General features: G+C 67.7%; 19 protein-coding genes. 9 read left to right on the forward strand and 10 right to left on the reverse strand.

Translation table 11 applies throughout. From position 1 onward, the window contains the following. Positions 1-88 precede the first annotated feature (88 nt). From ABZ824_RS11395 to ABZ824_RS11410, 4 genes are all read left to right on the forward strand, one after another. Complete coding sequence (locus tag ABZ824_RS11395) at positions 89-1,018, forward strand: sugar ABC transporter permease (RefSeq protein WP_356963207.1); 930 nt, start codon at positions 89-91, stop codon at positions 1,016-1,018. A 71-nt stretch (positions 1,019-1,089) separates the two neighbouring features. Continuing rightward, complete coding sequence (locus ABZ824_RS11400) at positions 1,090-1,881, forward strand: carbohydrate ABC transporter permease (RefSeq protein ID WP_356963491.1); 792 nt, start codon at positions 1,090-1,092, stop codon at positions 1,879-1,881. A gap of 19 nt (positions 1,882-1,900) precedes the next feature. Next, positions 1,901-3,229 (forward strand): ABC transporter substrate-binding protein, encoded by a 1,329-nt coding sequence (locus ABZ824_RS11405; RefSeq protein WP_355078851.1) that lies wholly within the window; start codon positions 1,901-1,903, stop codon positions 3,227-3,229. Between the two features lie 26 nt (positions 3,230-3,255). After that, positions 3,256-4,338, forward strand: coding sequence for an ABC transporter ATP-binding protein (locus ABZ824_RS11410; RefSeq protein WP_356963209.1), 1,083 nt, complete (start codon positions 3,256-3,258; stop codon positions 4,336-4,338). Positions 4,339-4,387: 49 nt separating this feature from the next. On the opposite strand, the gene ABZ824_RS11415 is transcribed toward ABZ824_RS11410, so the two are convergent. The 3 genes from ABZ824_RS11415 to ABZ824_RS11425 form a co-directional block, all read right to left on the reverse strand. After that, positions 4,388-6,406: a M13-type metalloendopeptidase gene (locus ABZ824_RS11415; protein ID WP_356963211.1), complete on the reverse strand. Its 2,019-nt coding sequence runs from the start codon at positions 6,404-6,406 to the stop codon at positions 4,388-4,390. A 122-nt stretch (positions 6,407-6,528) separates the two neighbouring features. Continuing rightward, positions 6,529-6,903 (reverse strand): DUF397 domain-containing protein, encoded by a 375-nt coding sequence (locus ABZ824_RS11420; RefSeq protein ID WP_355078848.1) that lies wholly within the window; start codon positions 6,901-6,903, stop codon positions 6,529-6,531. 10 nt (positions 6,904-6,913) lie between these two features. After that, on the reverse strand, positions 6,914-7,765 hold the full coding sequence (locus tag ABZ824_RS11425; protein ID WP_355078847.1) for a Scr1 family TA system antitoxin-like transcriptional regulator: 852 nt from the start codon (positions 7,763-7,765) through the stop codon (positions 6,914-6,916). A gap of 134 nt (positions 7,766-7,899) precedes the next feature. Between ABZ824_RS11425 and ABZ824_RS11430 the strand changes: the two genes are divergently transcribed. Next, positions 7,900-8,424, forward strand: a complete 525-nt coding sequence (locus ABZ824_RS11430; protein WP_356963213.1) for a hypothetical protein — start codon at positions 7,900-7,902, stop codon at positions 8,422-8,424. On the opposite strand, the gene ABZ824_RS11435 is transcribed toward ABZ824_RS11430, so the two are convergent. Then, complete coding sequence (locus ABZ824_RS11435) at positions 8,393-8,896, reverse strand: DUF4190 domain-containing protein (protein ID WP_356963215.1); 504 nt, start codon at positions 8,894-8,896, stop codon at positions 8,393-8,395. The two genes, ABZ824_RS11430 and ABZ824_RS11435, sit on opposite strands and share 32 nt — an antisense overlap. Before the next feature lie 113 nt (positions 8,897-9,009). Then, entirely contained in the window at positions 9,010-9,798 is a 789-nt protein-coding gene (locus ABZ824_RS11440; protein WP_355078967.1) for a pirin family protein, read from the reverse strand. A gap of 235 nt (positions 9,799-10,033) precedes the next feature. On the opposite strand from ABZ824_RS11440, the gene ABZ824_RS11445 reads away from it, so the two are divergent. Beyond that, the gene (locus ABZ824_RS11445; protein WP_355078844.1) at positions 10,034-10,498 is read left to right on the forward strand and encodes an NUDIX domain-containing protein; all 465 of its coding nucleotides are present in this window, start codon (positions 10,034-10,036) and stop codon (positions 10,496-10,498) included. A 116-nt stretch (positions 10,499-10,614) separates the two neighbouring features. Continuing rightward, a complete protein-coding gene (locus ABZ824_RS11450; protein ID WP_356963492.1) occupies positions 10,615-11,910 on the forward strand; it encodes an MFS transporter in 1,296 nt (431 codons plus the stop codon). On the opposite strand, the gene ABZ824_RS11455 is transcribed toward ABZ824_RS11450, so the two are convergent. Further along, a complete protein-coding gene (locus ABZ824_RS11455; protein ID WP_355078843.1) occupies positions 11,903-12,373 on the reverse strand; it encodes a hypothetical protein in 471 nt (156 codons plus the stop codon). The two genes, ABZ824_RS11450 and ABZ824_RS11455, sit on opposite strands and share 8 nt — an antisense overlap. A gap of 242 nt (positions 12,374-12,615) precedes the next feature. On the opposite strand from ABZ824_RS11455, the gene ABZ824_RS11460 reads away from it, so the two are divergent. After that, a complete protein-coding gene (locus ABZ824_RS11460; protein ID WP_356963217.1) occupies positions 12,616-14,301 on the forward strand; it encodes a DUF4185 domain-containing protein in 1,686 nt (561 codons plus the stop codon). Here the strand turns inward: ABZ824_RS11460 and ABZ824_RS11465 are convergent. From ABZ824_RS11465 to ABZ824_RS11475, 3 genes are read right to left on the reverse strand one after another with little or no spacing between them, the layout of a single operon-like run. Then, entirely contained in the window at positions 14,271-15,128 is an 858-nt protein-coding gene (locus ABZ824_RS11465; protein WP_355078841.1) for a biotin-dependent carboxyltransferase family protein, read from the reverse strand. The genes ABZ824_RS11460 and ABZ824_RS11465 overlap by 31 nt on opposite strands. After that, on the reverse strand, positions 15,125-15,832 hold the full coding sequence (locus ABZ824_RS11470) for an allophanate hydrolase subunit 1 (protein WP_355078840.1): 708 nt from the start codon (positions 15,830-15,832) through the stop codon (positions 15,125-15,127). The genes ABZ824_RS11465 and ABZ824_RS11470 overlap by 4 nt, the downstream gene beginning before the upstream one ends. Before the next feature lie 9 nt (positions 15,833-15,841). Further along, positions 15,842-16,597 carry a 5-oxoprolinase subunit PxpA gene (locus tag ABZ824_RS11475; RefSeq protein WP_356963219.1) on the reverse strand — a complete coding sequence of 252 codons (756 nt, stop codon included), beginning with the start codon at positions 16,595-16,597 and terminating at the stop codon, positions 15,842-15,844. Between the two features lie 139 nt (positions 16,598-16,736). On the opposite strand from ABZ824_RS11475, the gene ABZ824_RS11480 reads away from it, so the two are divergent. Continuing rightward, positions 16,737-17,552, forward strand: coding sequence for a hypothetical protein (locus tag ABZ824_RS11480; RefSeq protein WP_356963221.1), 816 nt, complete (start codon positions 16,737-16,739; stop codon positions 17,550-17,552). Positions 17,553-17,557: 5 nt separating this feature from the next. Here ABZ824_RS11480 and ABZ824_RS11485 read toward each other — a convergent pair whose 3' ends face one another. Beyond that, a complete protein-coding gene (locus ABZ824_RS11485) occupies positions 17,558-19,018 on the reverse strand; it encodes a CCA tRNA nucleotidyltransferase (RefSeq protein ID WP_356963222.1) in 1,461 nt (486 codons plus the stop codon). Between the last annotated feature and the right edge of the window lie 270 nt (positions 19,019-19,288).

A 19,288-nucleotide genomic window follows, 5' to 3' on the forward strand; every position in this document is an offset into this window, starting at 1 on the left:
TTGCTCTACTTGGCCCGTGCGCGAGAAGTTCAGCGCGACGGCGGGCGATCGTAACCGGCTGTTTGCTCCGGTCCGTAGAGTCACCGCCGTGCGTACCAGGCCGGAGCGAGTACTGCCGCAGCCGCCGGGACGCGGTCTGCGCCACCGTCCTTGGCGGGATTACGCCCTGTTCCTGGTCTTGGTGCTGCCGAATCTCGCGCTCCTGGCGCTGTTCGTCTACCGGCCGCTGATCGACAACATCCGGCTGTCGCTGTTCGATTGGAACATCTCCGATCCGGTCGCCACATTCGTCGGTTTCGACAACTACCGCGAATGGTGGAGCAGGCCGGATTCCTGGGACATCGTCACCAACACCGTGGTGTTCACCCTCGCGGCGGTGGCGGGCAGCATGGTGCTCGGACTGGCGCTGGCGCTGCTGCTGGATCGGAAGCTGTTCGGCCGCAACGTGGTCCGCTCGGCGATCTTCGCGCCGTTCGTCATCTCCGGTGCCGCCATCGGCGTAGCTTTCCAGTTCATCTTCGATCCGAGCTTCGGCCTGATCCAGGACGCACTGCACCGGCTCGGCGTGCACGACGTGCCGGACTTCTACCAGAATCCGCGGTGGGCGCTGTTCATGGTGACGGTGACCTACATCTGGAAGAACCTCGGCTATACCTTCGTCATCTATCTGGCGGCGCTGCAAGGCATCCGGACCGATCTGATGGAAGCCGCGCAGATCGACGGCGCGAGCTCCTGGACGACGTTCACCAAGGTCTTGCTGCCGCAGTTGCGGCCGACCACCTTCTTCCTGTCCATCACGGTGCTGCTGAATTCGTTGCAGGTCTTCGACATCATCAACGTGATGACCCGCGGCGGCCCGCTCGGCACCGGCACGACGACCATGGTCTACCAGGTCTACCAGGAGTCCTTTCGCAATTTCCGGGCCGGCTACGGCGCGACCGTGGCCACCGTCATGTTCCTGGTGCTGCTCGTGGTGACGCTGGTTCAGGTGCGGGTCATGGATCGGGGACAGCAGTGAAAGACGTTGGCGTGCAGACGCTTTCCTATCGGCGCAGGCAGCGGGCGGTGACTCTACTCGGCTACGCGGCGATGGCATGCGTGCTGATCATCGTCGGCGTCCCGCTGTTCTGGATCTTCATCACCTCGTTCAAGGCGAGGCCCGACATCTACGTGCAGCCCGCCGTGTACTGGCCGCACAGCTGGCACCCGGAGAACTACCGGGAGGCCACCACGACGCTGCCGTTCTGGACCTTCCTGCGCAATTCGCTGATCGTCACCGGCGTCGTCTCCGCGGTGAAGTTCGTGCTCGGCGTATTCAGCGCGTACGGCTTGGTGTTCCTGCGTTTTCCGGGCAAGACGGTGGTATTCCTGGTGATCGTCGCGGCGCTGATGGTGCCCAACCAGATCACGGTGATCTCCAACTACGCGCTGATCGCTCAGCTCGGCTGGCGGAACACTTTCCAGGGCATCATCGTTCCGCTCTGCGGCGTCGCCTTCGGCACCTTCCTCATGCGCAATCACTTCCTCTCGCTGCCCTCGGAAGTGATCGAGGCGGCGCGGATGGACGGCGCGAACTGGTGGCGGTTGCTCACCAGGGTGGTGCTGCCGATGTCCGGGCCGACCATGGTCGCCTTCGCGGTCGTGACGCTGGTCAACGAATGGAATGAATACCTCTGGCCCTTCCTGATGGCCGACGACACGACGGTCGCCACCTTGCCGGTCGGCCTGACCTTGTTGCAGAACACCGAGAACCCGAGCGTCACCAATTGGGGACCGGTCATGGCGGGAACCCTGCTGACCATGCTGCCGATCCTCGTGGTCTTCCTGGTGCTGCAACGCCACATGATCAAAGGCCTCACCTCCGGTGCGGTCAAGGGTTAACCGATCAAGGAGAAACCACGTGTCCACTGCACAGTTCCCGGCGCTGACCCGGCGCGGATTCCTCGGACTGACCGGCGCGCTCACGGCGGGAGCGGCGCTGACCGCGTGCGCGGGCACCGGAGGCGGCGGCAAACAGTCCGGCGACGCCAAGACGCTCACCTTCTGGTCCAACCACCCGGGCACTTCGAAGGAGCTCGAGACCGAACTCATCCGTCGCTTCCACGAGAAGTACCCCGACCTGACGGTGAACCTGGTCGACGCGGGCAAGAACTACGAAGAGGTGTCGCAGAAGTTCAACGCGGCGCTGTCGGGCGGGGATCTGCCGGACATCGTGGTGCTCTCCGACGTCTGGTGGTTCAACTACGCGCTGAACGGCACCATCGAACCGCTCGACGGCCACTTCGCCGACGCGGGCGTGCGGCTGGACGACTACGTCGACTCCCTGGTCGCCGACTACCAGTTCAACGGCAAGCACTACGCACTGCCCTACGCCCGCTCGACCCCGCTGTTCTACTACAACAAGGACGTATGGAACCGGGCCGGCCTGCCCGACCGCGGCCCGCAGAGCTGGCAGGAGTTCGACGAGTGGGGCCCGAAGCTGCAGGAGGTCGTCGGCGAGGGCAAGCTCGCGCACGGCTGGGGTGACGCCAAGAACTATCTCGCCTGGACCTTCCAGGGCCCGAACTGGACCTTCGGCGGCGCGTACTCGGACAAGTGGACGCTGAAGTTCAACGACCCCGGCACCATCGCGGCGGGCACGTTCCTGCGCACCATGATCAACGCCAAGAGGTACGCGGGCATCAAGCCGCAGATCGCGGTCGACTTCGGCACCGGCGTGATCGCCTCCACCATCGCCTCGACCGGCGACCTGCGCGGCATCCAGAAGAACGCCGAGGGCAAGCTGACTTTCGGCACCGCCTTCCTCCCGCATCCGAACGGACCCGGCGTCACCACCGGCGGTGCGGGCCTGGCGATTCCGGCGCGCATCTCCGACGAGCGAAAGGTGAACGCGCTGAAGTTCATCGAGTTCGTCACCAACGCGCAGAACACCGCGTACTTCTCGCAGGGCACGGGCTACATGCCGGTGCGCAAGTCGGCCGTGAACGACCAGAGCGAGCAGGACTTCCTGGCGAAGAACCCCAACTCGAAAGTCGCGATCGATCAGCTGCCGTTGACCAAGTCGCAGGACTACGCCCGGGTGTTCGTACCGGGCGGCGACCAGATCATCGGCACCGGCTTGGAGCAGATCGGTCTGCAGAACGCCGACGTGGCCGCCACGTTCGCGAACGTCACCAGTCAGCTGCAAGCGATCATCGATCGGCAGATCACGCCGAAGCTGCCGAAGTAGCGCTCGTCCCGAGGAGACCGACAAGCATGGCCACCGTGCAGTTCGAAGGCGTCACGCACCGGTATCCCGGCGCGCAGACGCCTGCCGTCGACCAGCTCGAACTCGACATCGCCGACGGTGAGTTCGTCGTGCTCGTCGGTCCGTCGGGATGCGGCAAGTCGACCAGTCTGCGCATGCTCGCGGGCCTGGAATCCGTTGCCCAAGGGCGCATCCTGATCGGCGGCAAGGACGTCACCGGATTGCCGCCGCGGGCACGGGACGTGGCGATGGTGTTCCAGAGCTACGCGCTGTATCCCAATATGACCGTCGCGCAGAACATGGGCTTCGCCCTGCGCAACGCGGGCGTGAACAAGGCCGACACGCTGGTGCGCGTCCGCGAGGCGGCGAAGATGCTCGAGCTCGAGCACCTGCTCGACCGCAAGCCCGCCCGGCTGTCCGGCGGGCAGCGGCAGCGCGTCGCCATGGGGCGGGCGATCGTTCGGCGTCCCCAGGTCTTCTGCATGGACGAGCCGCTGTCGAACCTGGACGCGAAACTGCGGGTGAGCACGCGCTCGCAGATCGCGGCCTTGCAGAAACGACTCGGCACCACCACGGTGTACGTCACCCACGACCAAGTAGAGGCGATGACCATGGGTGATCGGGTGGCGGTGCTGCGCGAAGGCAAGTTGCAGCAGATCGCCGCGCCGCGCGTGCTCTACGACGATCCGGTGAATACCTTCGTGGCGGGATTCATCGGCTCACCGGGCATGAACCTGCTGGAAGCGCCGGTGCGCGACGGCGCGGCGGTGCTCGGCGACCTACGAATACCGCTGCCGCCCGCCGCGAAATCTCGCGCCCGGGTGGTAGTCGGGGTACGGCCCGAGTCCTGGGAGTTCACCGCGGAGCCCGCCGACGGCCTGGCGGTCGACGCCGAACTGCTGGAAGAACTCGGCGCGGAGTCGTTCGTCTACAGCCACGGCATCGCCGAGGACTGGAACAGCCGCTCCGGGAAGGTGGTCGCGCGCGTCGACCGCCGCTTCCAGGTGCGGCTCGGTGACCGGTTGTATCTTCGGCCCAGACCGGAGGACGTCTTCTTCTTCGACGCGGGGACGGAGGACCGCCTGCGCTGACCACTCGCGCGGCCGAGACGGTCCAGTCGGACCGCCTCGGCTCGAGGAACTACCAGATTTTCACGCGCTCAGCGGGTTCCAGGTACAGCGCGTCGCCGGGTTTGACATCGAACGCCTCATGGAAGCTGTCGATATTGCGCACCACCGCATTGCAGCGGAACTCCGCCGGCGAGTGCGGGTCGGTGGCGAGGCGGCGGATCGCCTCCTCCGTCCGTGCTTTCGTGCGCCACACCTGCGCCCACCCGTAGAACACCCGTTGCAGGCCGGTGAGCCCGTCGATCTCCGGCGCCGCGGCATCGCCCAGCGAGATCTTGTACGCCTGCAGCGCGATGGACAGACCGCCGAGGTCGCCGATGTTCTCGCCGATGGTGAACTGCCCGTTCACCGTGTGCTCGTCCGGCAGGTCCTTGGGGGAGAGCACGTCGTACTGCTCGATCAGCGCTCGCGTCCGCTCACCGAATTCGGCCCGGTCCTCGTCGGTCCACCAATCCACCATGTTGCCGTCGCCGTCGTACTTCGCGCCTTGGTCGTCGAAGCCGTGCCCGATCTCGTGACCGATCACCGCGCCGATGCCGCCGTAGTTGGCCGCGTCGTCGGCATTCATGTCGAAGAACGGCGGCTGGAGGATGGCGGCCGGGAAGACGATCTCGTTCATGCCCGGGTTGTAGTAGGCGTTCACCGTTTGCGGGGTCATGAACCATTCGTCGCGGTCGACCGGACCGCCGAGCTTGTTCAGATCCCGATCGTGTTCGGCCGCGTAGCCCCTGCGGTAGTTGCCGACCAGATCGGCCGGATCGATCACCACGCCCGAGTAGTCCCGCCACTTGTCCGGATAGCCGATCTTCGGGGTGAACTTCTCCAGCTTCGCCAGCGCGGCGATCCGGGTGCCCTGGCCCATCCACTCCAGCTCGGCGATATTGCGGCGGTAGGCCTCCTGCAGATTGGCCACCAGCTCGACCATGCGGGCCTTGGCCTGCGGCGGGAAATGTTCGGCCACATAGATCTTGCCGACCGCCTCGCCGAGCAGGTCTTGCACCAGCCCGACGCCGCGCTTCCAGCGCTCCCGGTTCTCCTCCGCGCCGGTGAGCGTGCGGCCGTAGAAGTCGAAGTTCTCCTCGACCACCGCGTCGGTCAAATACGGCGCCCGCGCGCGGAGCACCCGCCAAGCCGCCCACGCCTGCCAGTCGGCGAGCGGCTCGTCGGCCCACAGCCGCGCGAACGCGCGCAGGTAGTCCGGCTGGCGGACCACCACCTCGGCGAACAGCTCGGCTCCTGCCGCGTCGACGCCCTCGGCCAGCGCGGCCGTCCACGCGGACCAGTCGAACTCGGGGTTGTCCGCGGCCAGCGCGTCGAAGGTGGTCAGGTTGTACCTGAGTTCGGCGTCCCTGCGGCGCACCACATCCCAGTGCCCGGCGGCCAGTTTCCGCTCCAGCTCGAAGACGCGTGCGCCGACGGTGTCGAGTTCGTCCGGGAGCAGTCCGGCGACCTGCGGGTCGGCGGCGGCCAGGGCGAACATGCGGTCGATGTGCGCGATGTACTTCGCGCGGATCTCGGCGAACTCGTCCTGCCGGTAGTACGACTCGTCGGGCAGGCCGATGCCGGACTGGGTGGCGTGCGCCAGATAGCGGTTGGAGTCCTTGTCGTCGGTGTCGACGAAAACGGCCACGGCGCCCCCGACGCCGGTGCGCTGCAACCGGCCGAGCAGCGAAGCGAAAGTACCCTTGTCGCCGACCTCCGCGATCGCGGCGAGTTCGGCGGCGATCGGCGCGAGCCCGGCGGCGGCCACCGCGTCGGTGTCCATGAAGCTGGAGTAGAGGTCACCGATCGTGCGGGCCTCGCTGCCCGGTTCGGCGTCGCTCGCCGCGGCATTCTGGATGATTGCCTGCACGTCCAGCTCCGCCTGGTCGTACAGCGCGCGGAAGGCGCCGTCCACGGCCCGGTCGGCGGGGATCTGATGGTCTGCCAGCCATTTGCCGTTGACGTGCGCGAACAAGTCGTCCTGCACCCGCACGTCCTCGTCGAGGTAGGACAGATCGATACCGGAAGGACGGGTCAGTTCGGAAGTCACGGTGTCCAGTATGCCGACAAGCGCGTGCGTCGGCCGTGCGCGACGACCTCGAACCGTCTTTCCTGGTCTGTTCGCCCACGTCGATGTGGGGAACGCGCGGAGCGTGCGAGTCCTATGGGAAGTCAGGCGGGCAAGACGACACGATCGAATTCGCCGTCGTGCGCGCCCAACAGGAAGGCGTCCCACTCCTCCGGTGTGTAGGTGAGCGTGACTTCGCCGTGGCGCAGTGTGGTGTGGCCGTCGGCGGCGGGGTGCGCGCTCAATTCGCCATCCGATCGCCCGCGGATGCGTACCGCGTCGAGGAACGCGGTCCATTCGGCTGCGGTGACGGTGATGACGGGCTCTTCGGCATGGCGGTTTGCCGGGTCGCGGCGATATTTGCTGTCACGGATGAGCACCGCATCACCATCGAACCGGACCTCGACGCATTGGTTGCCATTGTTCGATCTGGTCGATGTGAACCAGCCGGTGCGTACCGGCCGTGCGGTGATGGCCATGGGCAGGATTTTACACGCGGGAATAGCGCCTGATCAGGGCCAATGACTCCACTCTCGACAAGGATTGGTCCACCGCGCGCAGGTAGGCGAAGCGTAGATCGCGGACCAGATCCGGGTCCTCGACGGCCCCGCCGAACACCGCGCTCTCCACCCAGCCGAAGGTCGGCAGCTGTTCGCCCGCGAAGTCGATGAGGTGGAAACTGGATCCGCCGAGCACCGCGCCGGCGGTGGCCGCGAACGGGATCACGCGCACCTCGACGGTGTCGAGTTCCTCGATCAGGTCGGCCAGATAGTCCAACTGCCCGCGCAGCACGTCCGGACCTCCGGTCTGCTGTAGCAGCGTGCCCTCGCCGAAGACGGCGGTGAGTTCCACCGGGTCCGCGCCGCGCAGCCGCTCCTGGCGCCGCATCCGGATCGCCACCAGCTGTTCGACCTGGACCGGCCGGATCATCACGTCGGCGCTGATCAGCGCGCGAGCGTAGTCCTCGGTCTGCAACAGACCCGGCACGACGAGGCTGTCGTAGCTGCGGATGCTCTGGGCGCCGGATTCCATGCCGTACAGCCGTTGCAGCTCGGGTCCGATCAATGCCGAGGACTTCGCCCACCAGCCACGCTGCTTGCTGGCCTCCAGCAGGGCCAGCAATTCCACGCGCTCCTCGGCTTCCACGTCGAGCAGTTCGAGCACCGGACCGATGGTCTTGGTGGTCAGTACCCGCCTGCCCTTCTCCACGTGCGACCAGTTGGCCGGGGTGAAGCCCACCTGTCTGGCGAAACCCGCGGAGTCGAACCCGCGCTGTTCCCGCAGTTCACGCAGCCGCAGCACCAGCTCCCAGCGGGCAACGGTAGGCGAGACGGGTGCCATGTGTCGGGATGCTACGCCGACTCGGACGCGCGGGGCGGTGACTATTGTCAAGCATCTTGCCCGCGACTAGGGTCGAGACAGCGATCGATTCTTCCGAGCACGCGTCCCACCACTGCGAGGCGAGGTTGTTCGTCATGGGTACATCGCGCATCGAATCGGGCAGGCATCTCGCGTCCACGGATTTCCCGTCGATCCAGGACGCGTTCGCTCGCTGCCGTCGCTATCGCGGCGACCACGGGCTGTACGGACTCGTGGACCCGATCCTTGGTCGCATCATGCTGGAAGTCGGCTCGGTCGGAGCGGTCGTGATGCCCGCGGAGTTCGGCCGCCGGGTGCTCGAGCGGCTCGCCGCCGGTCCCGAACCTCGGCCCGGCCCGGTCATCGCGCATCCACGCGCGTGCCGCTGGACCTTCCTGACCGGCCCCACCGACAACTCGTATCTGGACACCGGGCTGTTCGCCGACCTCTTCCGGATCTGCGCGTCGATCGCACTGCCGGGCAGCCACATCGTGCTGCCGTCGCCCGCCGACGAGCACGGCGGCTACCGAACCTGGGTCGTGGCGCCGGACGGCGACTTTCGCCGCGACTTCGCCGAGGTGATCGCCACGACCCGGGCGTGCGCCTCGGCTACCGGGGCGTCGGCGCGGGTGGCGGAGTGAGGGTGACGCTGTACTTGTCCTGCAGCTTCTGATTCCACTCGCGCTCGCACTGCTCGATCTTGGACTGATCGTTGTTCGCTTTGTTCACGCAGTCCACGAAGTCCTTGCCGCCCGAGTTGATGAAGAAGTTGTAACCCACGACGGTGAGCAGCACGGCGCCGACGATGCCGAGCGCGCCGAGGACGATGCCGGTGATCGCCATACCCATACCCCCCGCGGTGCCCGCGCGGGCCTTGAACACCGCGACGATGCCCAGGATGACCGCGAAGATGCCGCAGAGATAGCCGCCGATGATCGTCCAGAAGAACAGCAATGCGAGGATGCCGAGCACCAGCGCGGTGATCGCCAGGCCGCGGCCCTTCGGCGATTCCTGCCAGTAGTCGGGCCGGCCCGGATACTGACCGCCCGGTGGCTGTGGGTATTGCCCCGGCGGCGGGTACTGACCGGGCGGCGGGGGCGGATATTGCGACATGGACTTCCTCTCCGTCGGTGCCTCGCGATGCTCGGTCCGGACGAGGTGGTCCGGGGTGCGCGGCGGTCGCCTACTGATCGCGCTTCCCGAGGACGGATGTTAATGCGAACCGGCTACTGGGCGCCGAGCCGCGCGTGCATCTCCCAGATCAGAACTTCCGACGGCTGCCGCGCCACCACGCGTTGGCCGCCTGACCTGGTCAAACGCACCGCGTCCCCCTTATACAACGGGCCGACCCCCTCCATGTCCACCTCCCCGCGCGCTACGAACAAGTGCAGGTACGGCGCATCGGGTAGGTCGATCACTTGCTCGGCGCCCGGCTCCGCGCTCGTCATGCGCGCCACGTGCAGCGCCGAATGGCTGCTGTTGATGGCGATCGCGGTGCGATCGCGGTAGCGGGGCAGGCCCGAGGCGACCGTGACCAGACCGCCTCCCGCGAGCTCGTCGTCGATTTCGAGCTGCTCGTAGCCCGGGGTCAGCCCGGGCTCGTCGGGCACCACCCACATCTGCACGAAATGCACCGGCTGCTCGTGTTCGGGAATGCGGCCGTCCAGACGCCACGAGTCGTTCTTCTCCGAATGCAGGATGCCGGTGCCCGCGCTCATGCGCTGGGCCAGGCCCGGGTAGATGACACCGCTGTGGCCGAGGGAATCCTGATGCACCAGGCTGCCACCGAGTACCCAGGTGACGATCTCCATGTCCCGATGCGGGTGGGTGTCGAATCCCTGCCCGGGGGACACGATGTCCTCGTTGTTGACCAGCAGCAAGCCGTGGTGGGTGTTGTCGGGATCGTAATGTTCCCCGAAGGAGAACGAATGCTTCGAATCCAGCCAGGAGACCCGCGTCTTCATGCGGTCGCCGCCACGGTGGACATCGATGTGTGGTGTCGTGAGTGTGGACATCATGGTCCTCCTCTCGGGACCGTGCACCGATCGCCATTCAGGGTAGGAGCACTTCCGCCGCGGTACTCCGCATTCCTAGTAAATTGTGCCGCACTCGGCATTTTACGCGAGCGACCGGAAGGTGAACGGCAGGCGAGCAGAACCAACCGGTACGTCGAAACGTCGGGCCACCTCGTCGGATATCCCGGCCCGGCCCCGATTGCCAAGCGTCACAACGACAACCGGAGGTAGCGACGTGCTGGACCCCGATGACCTCGCCCTGATCGAACAGCAACTCCGCAGCGAAGCACACCGGGATGGCATCGCGCATTTCGTGGTCGGCGTCGCCGTGTTCCGCGAAGGCAGGCTTCTGGTGGTGCGCCGCGTCGCCGACGACTATCACGGCGGTATGTACGAACTGCCCGGCGGTGGTGTCGAAACCGGCGAGACATTCGCCGAGTGCGTCGAACGAGAATTGCTGGAGGAAACAGGGCTGCGGATGCGCGCGGTCCTCGACTTCCTCGGTGGATTCGATTACGCCACCCGTACCAAGTCGAAAGTGCGGAAATACAGCTTCGTCGTGGAGGCGGAACCCGGCGATGTCGCCCTCGCGCCGGGCGAGCACGACGCGTTCGCCTGGATCGACGCGGGCACGCTCGACGAGCTGCCGATGGCGCCGGACATGCGCGCGACGGTGAGCACGCTGGTCGACCGGGTCTGAGACGCTGTCGGCGCCGACGCGCGTGGTGCGGCGTGGTCGGCGAACACAGTACGCTCGCGAACGTGTCGACTGGTCACGCCGAAGGCCTCACTCCCGCAGAGCAACGGCCGGGTGGACTGCGCGCAACACTTCGGCAGAGTCCGGGCGTGTCGCGGCTGGCCGTGGTGCGTTTCGCAGGGCAATTCGGCGACGGGATGTTCCAGGCGGCCCTGTCCGGCGCGATTCTGTTCAACCCCGAACGGCAGACCGATCCGCTGGCCATCGCGGCGGGCTTCGCGGTGCTGCTGCTGCCGTATTCGCTGATCGGGCCGTACGCGGGCGCACTGCTGGATCGCTGGGACCGGCGCACCGTGCTGCTGGTCGCCAACGTGCTGCGCGCGGTGCTGATCGCGCTGGTCAGCGCAGGGCTGCTGGCCGGGGCCGGCGAGACGCCGCTGCTGTTGCTGGCTTTGGCGGTGGTGGGCGTCAGCCGATTCGTCCTCGCGGGCGTCTCGGCCGCGCTGCCGCGCGTACTGCCGCAGGCGTGGCTGGTGCCGATGAACTCGGTGCTGGCCACAGTGGCCTCCGGGTGCGCTGGTGCCGGTGCGGCCGTCGCGGTGGGTGTGATCGGACTGATCGGGGCGGGAGACTTCGCCTCGGCGGTCGCAGTGGCGATCAGCGGTATCGGGTCGCTGCTGGGCGCGGCGCTGGCGGCGGGGTTCCGGCCGCGCGTGCTCGGCCCGGCGCCCGGCGCGGCGAAGGGCGACAACACCGTGCACGCGATCGCTACCGGTCTGCGTACCGGGGCCACGGCGGTGTGGGAATCGAAAGCGGTCACGACGGCGATGCTGGGCATCGGCACCCATCGGATCGTCTTCGGCATGAATACGCTGATCATGGTGCTGGTGCTGCGCCAGACCCCGGTGGACGGCTCCGGGCTCAGTGGTGGCCTGGTCGGTTTCGGCGTCACGATCGCCGCCACCGCGGCGGGCATGCTGGTGGCCGCCGTCGTCGCGCCGCTGCTCATTCCGCGGCTGGGCCGCGCGCGCACCGTGGTGGCCGGTCTGATCACCGCGATGCTGGTGCAACTCACGCTGGTCACGCCGATCGCGTTCGCCGACTCGGCCGCCGCGGTGGAGCGTGCGCACGAACTCCTCTTGATCGGTGCGTTCCTGCTGGGACTCGCCGGGCAGACGATCAAGCTGACCGGTGACGCGACCATGCAGATAGACATCGACGACGCCCGCCGCGGACAGGTGTTCGCGTTGCAGGACACGGTGTTCAATGTCGCGTTCGTGCTGGCGATCGTGATCGCGGCCCTGATCATTCCGAACGACGGCCGATCGGCGATCGTGGTGCTGGCCGGCGCCGCCATCTACGCCGCGGGGATCGTGGCCATCGCGCTGAACACGCGCCGCCGCGCGGTCAGCTGAGCAGCGGATCGTCGCCCGGGTCGCGCCGGTCGCGGTTCAGGTGTGCGAGGTGCTCGGGCAACGCGTCGTCCTCCGAACGATCGGCATCCCGCCGCGAATCCGATAGTCGCGCTTCGCCGAGCAGACGATCCGGTGCCTCCGTGTCCGTGCGCACGCTCCAGTCCAGCGGCTCGCTCGCCGTATCGCCGGGTAGGCCGGTGATCTGATGGTTCCACGTACCGAGGCCGGTGGGATCGGTGAAGAAATGGTCGAGCACGCCGTCGTCGTCCAGATCCAGCGCGGCGATATCGGCGCGGCCCGAACCAGCCGAATCCCACAGCGCGTCATCGGCGATGCCGTCTCCGTCGAAGTCCAGCCGCACCGCGTCGGCCGCGCCCGTGTCGCCGAGTTCCAGGTCGGCCTCGCTCGTCCAGACGTGCACGACTCCGTCACCGGTGCCGAACACGTACTCGATCTCGTTCATATGTCCTTGGACGCACGCGGCCCGGCGCCGGTTCCATTGCGCGGGTCTTTTTCGATTCGCCGTCCCCGTTTCCAGCGGTTGTTCCGGTAAGTTGGCTCGTCAGCAGCCGACCGACAGGAGACAACACGACATGGGTTCTCCGGTGCACGACCCCGATGCGGTACGAGAACTGCTGAGCGCGTGGGAGGCTCGGTCCGCCACCGGACATCCGATCGCCTGACGAGCGCGGCCGGGCCGACCTGATGCGCGCATCCGGAAGCAAATCGCCTTGTGTACCCGCCTTATTCGGCGCACTGCTCGTCGGCGTCCTCACCGTACCGACGCCCACCGCGCAGGCCGCACCGTTTCCGTGGGCGCCGCCGCCGGTCAACAGTTGCGGTGAAATCGGTTTCGACCCGCTCAACCGCGAACCCGATCCCGCGCAGCCTCCGCCGCCACCGCTGCCGCCGCAGATCGACATTCCCGTCCCGATCCCGGAACTCACTCCGGTCCCCGTGCCCGACCCACCGCACGACAACACACGGATCTTCCCGGATCCGCTGCCGGAGAATCCGTGTGAAAACCCGTGCCCGGACATCAGGGACTACCCCGCACATCCCGAGCCCGATCCCGATCCCAGCCCGACGCCCGAGACGGGCACCGACGAGAAACCCGGCTCCTCCGGCTCGTCATCCGGATCCGGTTCGGGCAGCGGTTCCGGCTCCGGTTCGAACGATGACTCCGGTTCTTCCTCCGGTTCCGGGTCGCCGGTCAAACTGCCGCGCATCGAATTCAAGCCGGAGACCGAGCCGATTCCGGTCCCGGTTCCCGGAGGGCCCGGCGAGGAGCCACAGCCCGCTCCGCCGCAGGTGGTACATCCGGCCGAACCCGGCCCGCTCGCGGCTCCGGTGGCCGCGCCGACGGTGGAGTCGGTCCAACTGGTCGGCCAGGTGACCGGACACGGCTCGGAGAACCGCACCGACATGCGCTGGCAGGTCGACGGCACCGATCTCGGCCTCATGTGGGAGACGACGCCCGGCGAGATCGCCGTGGTTTTCGGCGACACCTTCGGCAAGGGCTGGGGTGTCGGCGGCGCGGGCAACGACGACCAGGACTGGCGCAGCAACGTCATCGGTTTCAGCACCGACCGCGATCTGTCCGACGGCCTGACGCTGGACACCTTCGCGCAGGACAGCCGCTGCCACGCCGCTGAGATCCTGGGCAGCCGCAAGATCAAGAACTGGGAGACCACCACCATCCCGACCTCCGGGTTCGCCATCGGGAATCGGCAGTACCTCAGCTACATGTCGGTGAACAGATGGAGCCGCATACCGGGTCTGTGGTGGACCAACTACGGCGGCCTCGCCTATTCCGACGACCGCGGGCGCACCTGGAAGAAAGACCAGCACGCCAAGTGGGAGAACCTGTTCGGGCTCGGCAAGTTCCAGGTCGCGGCGATGGTGCCGCAGGGCGATTACGTCTACATGTTCGGCACACCCAACGGACGCATCGGCACGATCGCGCTGGCGCGTGTGCCGAAGCACCAGGTGCTGAACAAGTCCGCGTATCAGTATTGGGTGGGCGGCACCTGGGCGCCCACCGCCGAGAACGAGGCCACCCCGTTGGTGCTCGGCATCGCCAGCGAGCTCTCGGTGCGCTACGACCGGAAGACCGAGCAGTGGCAGATGGTGTACCTGGATTCGGCCCGGGGCGCGATCGTGCTGCGTACCGCGGCGAGCCCGCAGGGTGCGTGGACGGACGCGATCCCGCTGGTGTCCACCGCCGACTACCCGAAGTCCTACGGCGGGTTCATCCATCCGTGGTCGACCGGCGAGGACCTGTACTTCATGCTCTCGGCGTGGGACAGCTACAACGTGTACCTGATGCACGCCCGGCTCCAGCCGGGAGCGAACCGGGGTCAGCCCGCCCGCACGAACCGCACGGGTTGACCGGGCCGCGTCTGCGCGATGGCGTCGACGTCGGCGTCGACGACCACCGCGACCACCGGATATCCGCCGGTGACCGGGTGATCGGCCAGGAAGACGACCGGTTGTCCGCTCGGCGGCACCTGGATCGAGCCGAGCGCCATGCCTTCGGTCGGCAGTTCGCGAGTGACCTTCCTGGTCAGCGCCGGGCCGGTGCGACGTTCCAATCGGGCGCCGATCCGGTCGGTGTCGGGGGAGATCTCCCACTCGCCCGCGAACAAGGCCGTGGCGTCGGCGAACCAATCGTCGCGCGGACCGAGCACAGCGCGCACGGTGACGACGTCCGCGGGTAACTCGGCGACAGGGGCGAAGTCCACGACCGGGATCGTGTGCGGAGAAGATCCGACCGGGAGGCGATCACCTTTCCGCAGCGGTTCCGGCCCCAAACCAGACATGGTGTCGCGGCTACGGGAACCGAGCGTCTCCGGCACGTCGATGCCGCCGCGCACCGCGACATAGCTGCGGAGCCCGACCGACGCGTAGCCCAGCCGCAGCGCCTGTCCCGGTTCGAGTTCCAGCACGCTCGCGTGACCAACGGGCCTGCCGTCGACGGTAGCGGGGGCCGGAGCACCCGTCACCGCCAGCATGACGTGCTCCTCGGCGTGCAGCGCGAGGCCACCGAGCAGGACTTCGATCGCCGCATGCCCCTCCGGGTTGCCGACCAACCGATTGGCCAGTCGCAGCGACCCGCGATCCGCCGCCCCCGCGGGCCCGACACCGGAATCGAACCAGCCCGGCCGCCCGAGATCCTGGATGGTCGCCAGCGGACCGACCGCTTCGACGACGATCATCCGCCGTCCCTCGCGTCGAGGAATCGAACCGTGGCGCCCGCGCGGATCAACGCGGGCGGGTCGCGCTCGACATCCCACATCCTGAGGTCGGTGGTCCCGATCAGCTGCCACCCACCGGGCGTGCTCCGCGGATACACCGCACTGTATCCACCGGCAAGGGCGACGGCGCCCGCCGGAATCGATGTACGCGCCTGCGCTCTGCGCGCGACGGACAACCGTCCGTCAGGCGATTCCAGGTAGCCGAAGCCCGGCGCGAATCCGACGAATGCACACCGCCACACCGTCCCGGTGTGCGCGGCGATCACTTCCGCGGTCGTGACGTCCAGCATCCTGGCCACGTCGTCGAGGTCGGCGCCGTCGTAGCGCACCGGAATCGACACCGGTTCGACGCGGAGAGCTTTGTCGGCCGATGTTCCACGGGAAACAGCGGCCGACCGCTCGGCGTTCAAGGTGACCAAGAGCGTGGTCAGCGACCGGTGGACCGCTTCCGCGGCGCGCGGTGAATCGAGCGTCAGAAGTACGGTTTCCGCGGCCGGAAGGAAGTCCTGCACGCCGGGTATCGGACGCTCCCGCAGCGCGGTGACGAGCTCCACCACCGTGTCTCGCCGAGGGGGAGTGATCAGCAACGCCCGATCACCCGCCGACCGGATCGCTTCCTCGGCCGCCTTCCGCTGCGCGTGCGTCACCGCGCCCGTGGTCTTCATCTCGCGGCCTCAGCCGAACGACTCCACCGGCACCCCGACTTCGTCCAGCGCGGTGCGGATGTGCCGGGCCATCTCCACCGCCGCGGGCGAATCGCCGTGCACGCAGATACTCGCGGCGCGCACCGCGACCTCGCCGGATCCGTCGGCAGTGCGTGTGGCTCCCGACTTGGCGATCGAGATCGCTTGAGCCACCGCGTCCTGCGGCCCCAATACCGCCCCCGGCGTGCCGCGCGGTGCCAGCGAGCCATCGGGGGTGTACGCGCGGTCGGCGAATCCTTCTCCGACGAAGCGCACCCCGGCAGCCTCCGCTGCCGACTCCAACTGCGTTCCGGCGGGGCCGAGCAGGGCCAGCCGCGGGTCGTACTCCGCCATCGCGGCCAGCACCGCATCGGCCAGCTTCCGATCGCGCGCGGCCGAGTGATAGAGGGCCCCATGCGGTTTCACGTAGCGCACCCGGTCTCCTGCGGCCTTCGCGAAAGCGTCGAGGCCGCCGATCTGATACAGCACCTCGTCGCGCAGCTCACCGGGCGCGACGGCGATCTCGCGCCGACCGAAACCGGCCAGATCGCGATAACCCACATGGGCGCCGATCCGCACTCCCTTCTCCACCGCGAGCCCACAGGTCCTGCGCATGATCGCGGGGTCACCCGCGTGGAATCCGCAGGCGATGTTCGCGCTGGTGACGATGTCGAGCATGGCGGCGTCGTCGCCCATCGTCCACGGCCCGAAGCCCTCGCCGAGATCACTGTTCAGATCCAGCGCCATGTGCGTCCTCCCAGCGGTGTGTGACCGGCCTTTCGATTCTCGTGCTCGAGCGTTCACCCAGGCAAGGACGGCCGATCCGCGCGACCTGGGTCACAGCGCACGAGTCCGGGGCCCCGGGCCAAGTACGCTCGATCCAATCATGGCCACGTATTTCGATCCGAAGTCCTGGTCGCCGCTTCGGGCCGTCGATCTCGGAAAGCGTCTGTTCGATCAGTCCTGGCTGGAGCAGTGGGTCACGCTCAGCACGGCCTGGATGGATCCGGTCGCCGACCTCGGCGCGGGCACGGTCACAGCGCTGCTGCCGGACGTGCTGATGACCATGCTCAGCGAGGGCATCCTGAGCCGGTTCGGCGGACAGGAGGTCAGCGCGACCCTGCTCGGTCACGACCTGCACGCCACCTTGCAAGTGCTGAAGGTGCGCCGTCGCGGCGCGCACTTCCAGACCAAGACCGTGCTGTCGCGGCTGCGGTGGGACGATCACGCGATCGAGTCCGTGACGGTGATCGCGCACGGCGTCCGCCTGATTCCGGGCGTGCCGACGAAGGTGCGCACCGCCCGGCTCGACCTCATCGGCACCGTCACCACGGCGGCGCTGGTCGGATGGCTCAACACCCAGCCGCTGGACTGGGACTTGGACGTGCACTCCGGCGGGCTGATCCGAGCAAGGCACCGCAGACGACTGGTCACCGCCCTGGTGGACGCGTCGGTCACGGACAACCGCCTGGACATCGCGGTACGGCGAGTGACCTGGCTCGGCTTCCGCGTTCCGCGCCGCATGATCGACGTCCCCGTTCTGCCACTGGAGCACCTGCCCGAGAACGCGCGGATTGTACGCGCCCAACGGGAAGGCGACCTGATCCGCTTCCGCGTCGAACTGCCGGAAATCGCCGGGTCCTTCGACCTCGCCCAGATGCGCTCGGCGATCCTGGCCGGCACCACCCTGATCGTCTTCTGACCTGCTCAGGCCTGCGTCTTCCACCATTCGAGCAGCGCCGCCTCGGCTTCGTCCCGGCTGAGCGGGCCGTGGTCCAAGCGCAGTTCCTTCAGGTGGCGCCAGGCCCGGCCCACCTCGGGGCCCGGGGGCAGGCCGAGCAGCTCCATGATCGCGTTGCCATCCAGGTCCGGGCGGACCTTGGCCAGATCCTCCTGCTCCCGCAACCGCTCGATCCGCGTTTCCAGTTCGTCGTAGGTGGCGCGCAGCGCGGCGGCCCTGCGCTTGTTGCGAGTGGTGCAGTCGGCCCGGACCAGCTTGTGCAGGCGGGGGAGCAGCTCGGCGGCGTCGGTGACGTAGCGACGGACCGCGGAGTCGGTCCACTGGCCCTTGCCGTAACCGTGGAAGCGCAGGTGCAGGAAGACCAGCCGGGCGACGTCCTCGGTGAATTGCTTCGGGTACTTCAGCGCGCGCATCCGTTTGCGCACCATCTTCGCGCCGACCACCTCGTGGTGGTGGAAGCTGACGCCACCGCCCGGCTCGTTGCGCTTGGTGTCGGGCTTGCCGATGTCGTGCAGCAGCGCGGCCCAGCGCAGCACCAGGTCGGGGTCGCCCTCCTCTTGGTCGATGGCCTGTTCGAGCACGGTGAGCGAATGCCAGTAGACGTCCTTGTGCTGGTGGTGCTCGTCGATCTCCAGCTTCATCGCGGGCACCTCGGGAAGTACCCGCTGCGCCAGCCCGGTCTCACACATGACGTTGATGCCGTCGATCGGATGCGCCCCGCCGATCAGCTTGTCCAGCTCCACCCGCACCCGCTCGGCGGTGATGCGGTCGATCTGGTCGGCCATCTCGGTGATCGCGGCACGGACGCGGGGATGCGGCTCGAACCCCAGCTGGGAGACGAACCGCGCGGCGCGCAGCATCCGCAACGGATCATCGTTGAACGAATCCTCCGGCGCGGCAGGCGTGTCCAGCACGCCGTCGAGCAGCGCGGTCATGCCGTCGAGCGGATCGACGAACTCCAGCGCGCCGTCCGCGCCGATCTTCACCGCCATCGCGTTCACCGTGAAGTCGCGGCGGACCAGGTCTTCCTCGAGCGAGTCGCCGAAGGTCACCTCCGGGTTGCGGGACACCCGGTCATAGCTGTCGGCGCGGAACGTGGTGATCTCCAGTTGCTGCCGGTCCTTGGCCGCGCTGACCGTGCCGAACGCCAGGCCCCCGGTGTCCCACAGATGGTCCGCCCATCCGCGCAAGATGTCCTGCACCGCGTCCGGCCGCGCGTCGGTGGTGAAATCCAGGTCGGTCCCCAGCCTGCCGAGCACCGCGTCCCGCACGCTGCCACCCACCAGGTACAACTCGTGCCCCCGCGCCGCGAACATCTCGCCCAGCGGCGTCAGCACATCCGACAGCCCCCCGAGCGTCACCGCCGCGGCGGCCAGCAATCGGGTACGTCTATCCAGCACAGCGTCCTTGGACTTCGGCGCAACCACGAATGAGCAGCTTACCGAGCCATGCCAACGGTTATCGCAGCCAAGTCCGCCGCGGCAGCCCAGATATATAAGGACACCGACATCAACCCAGCCAGCGGCGCCCGCACACCCGTCAGCCACGCACCGAATCCGCTCCGTGCACCGAACCAGTTCGAGCCGAGACGCCGGTACCTCCGAGCCACAGGCCTGCGGTGACCGCCGATCGCTCGGAGGCGCGTGCACCGAACCACGAAGGTCCGGGCAGAACGAAGCCCGGCATCCGCCTGCGGC

This window comes from Nocardia sp. NPDC047038 (assembly GCF_040644075.1).
Taxonomy (GTDB): domain Bacteria; phylum Actinomycetota; class Actinomycetes; order Mycobacteriales; family Mycobacteriaceae; genus Nocardia; species Nocardia sichangensis.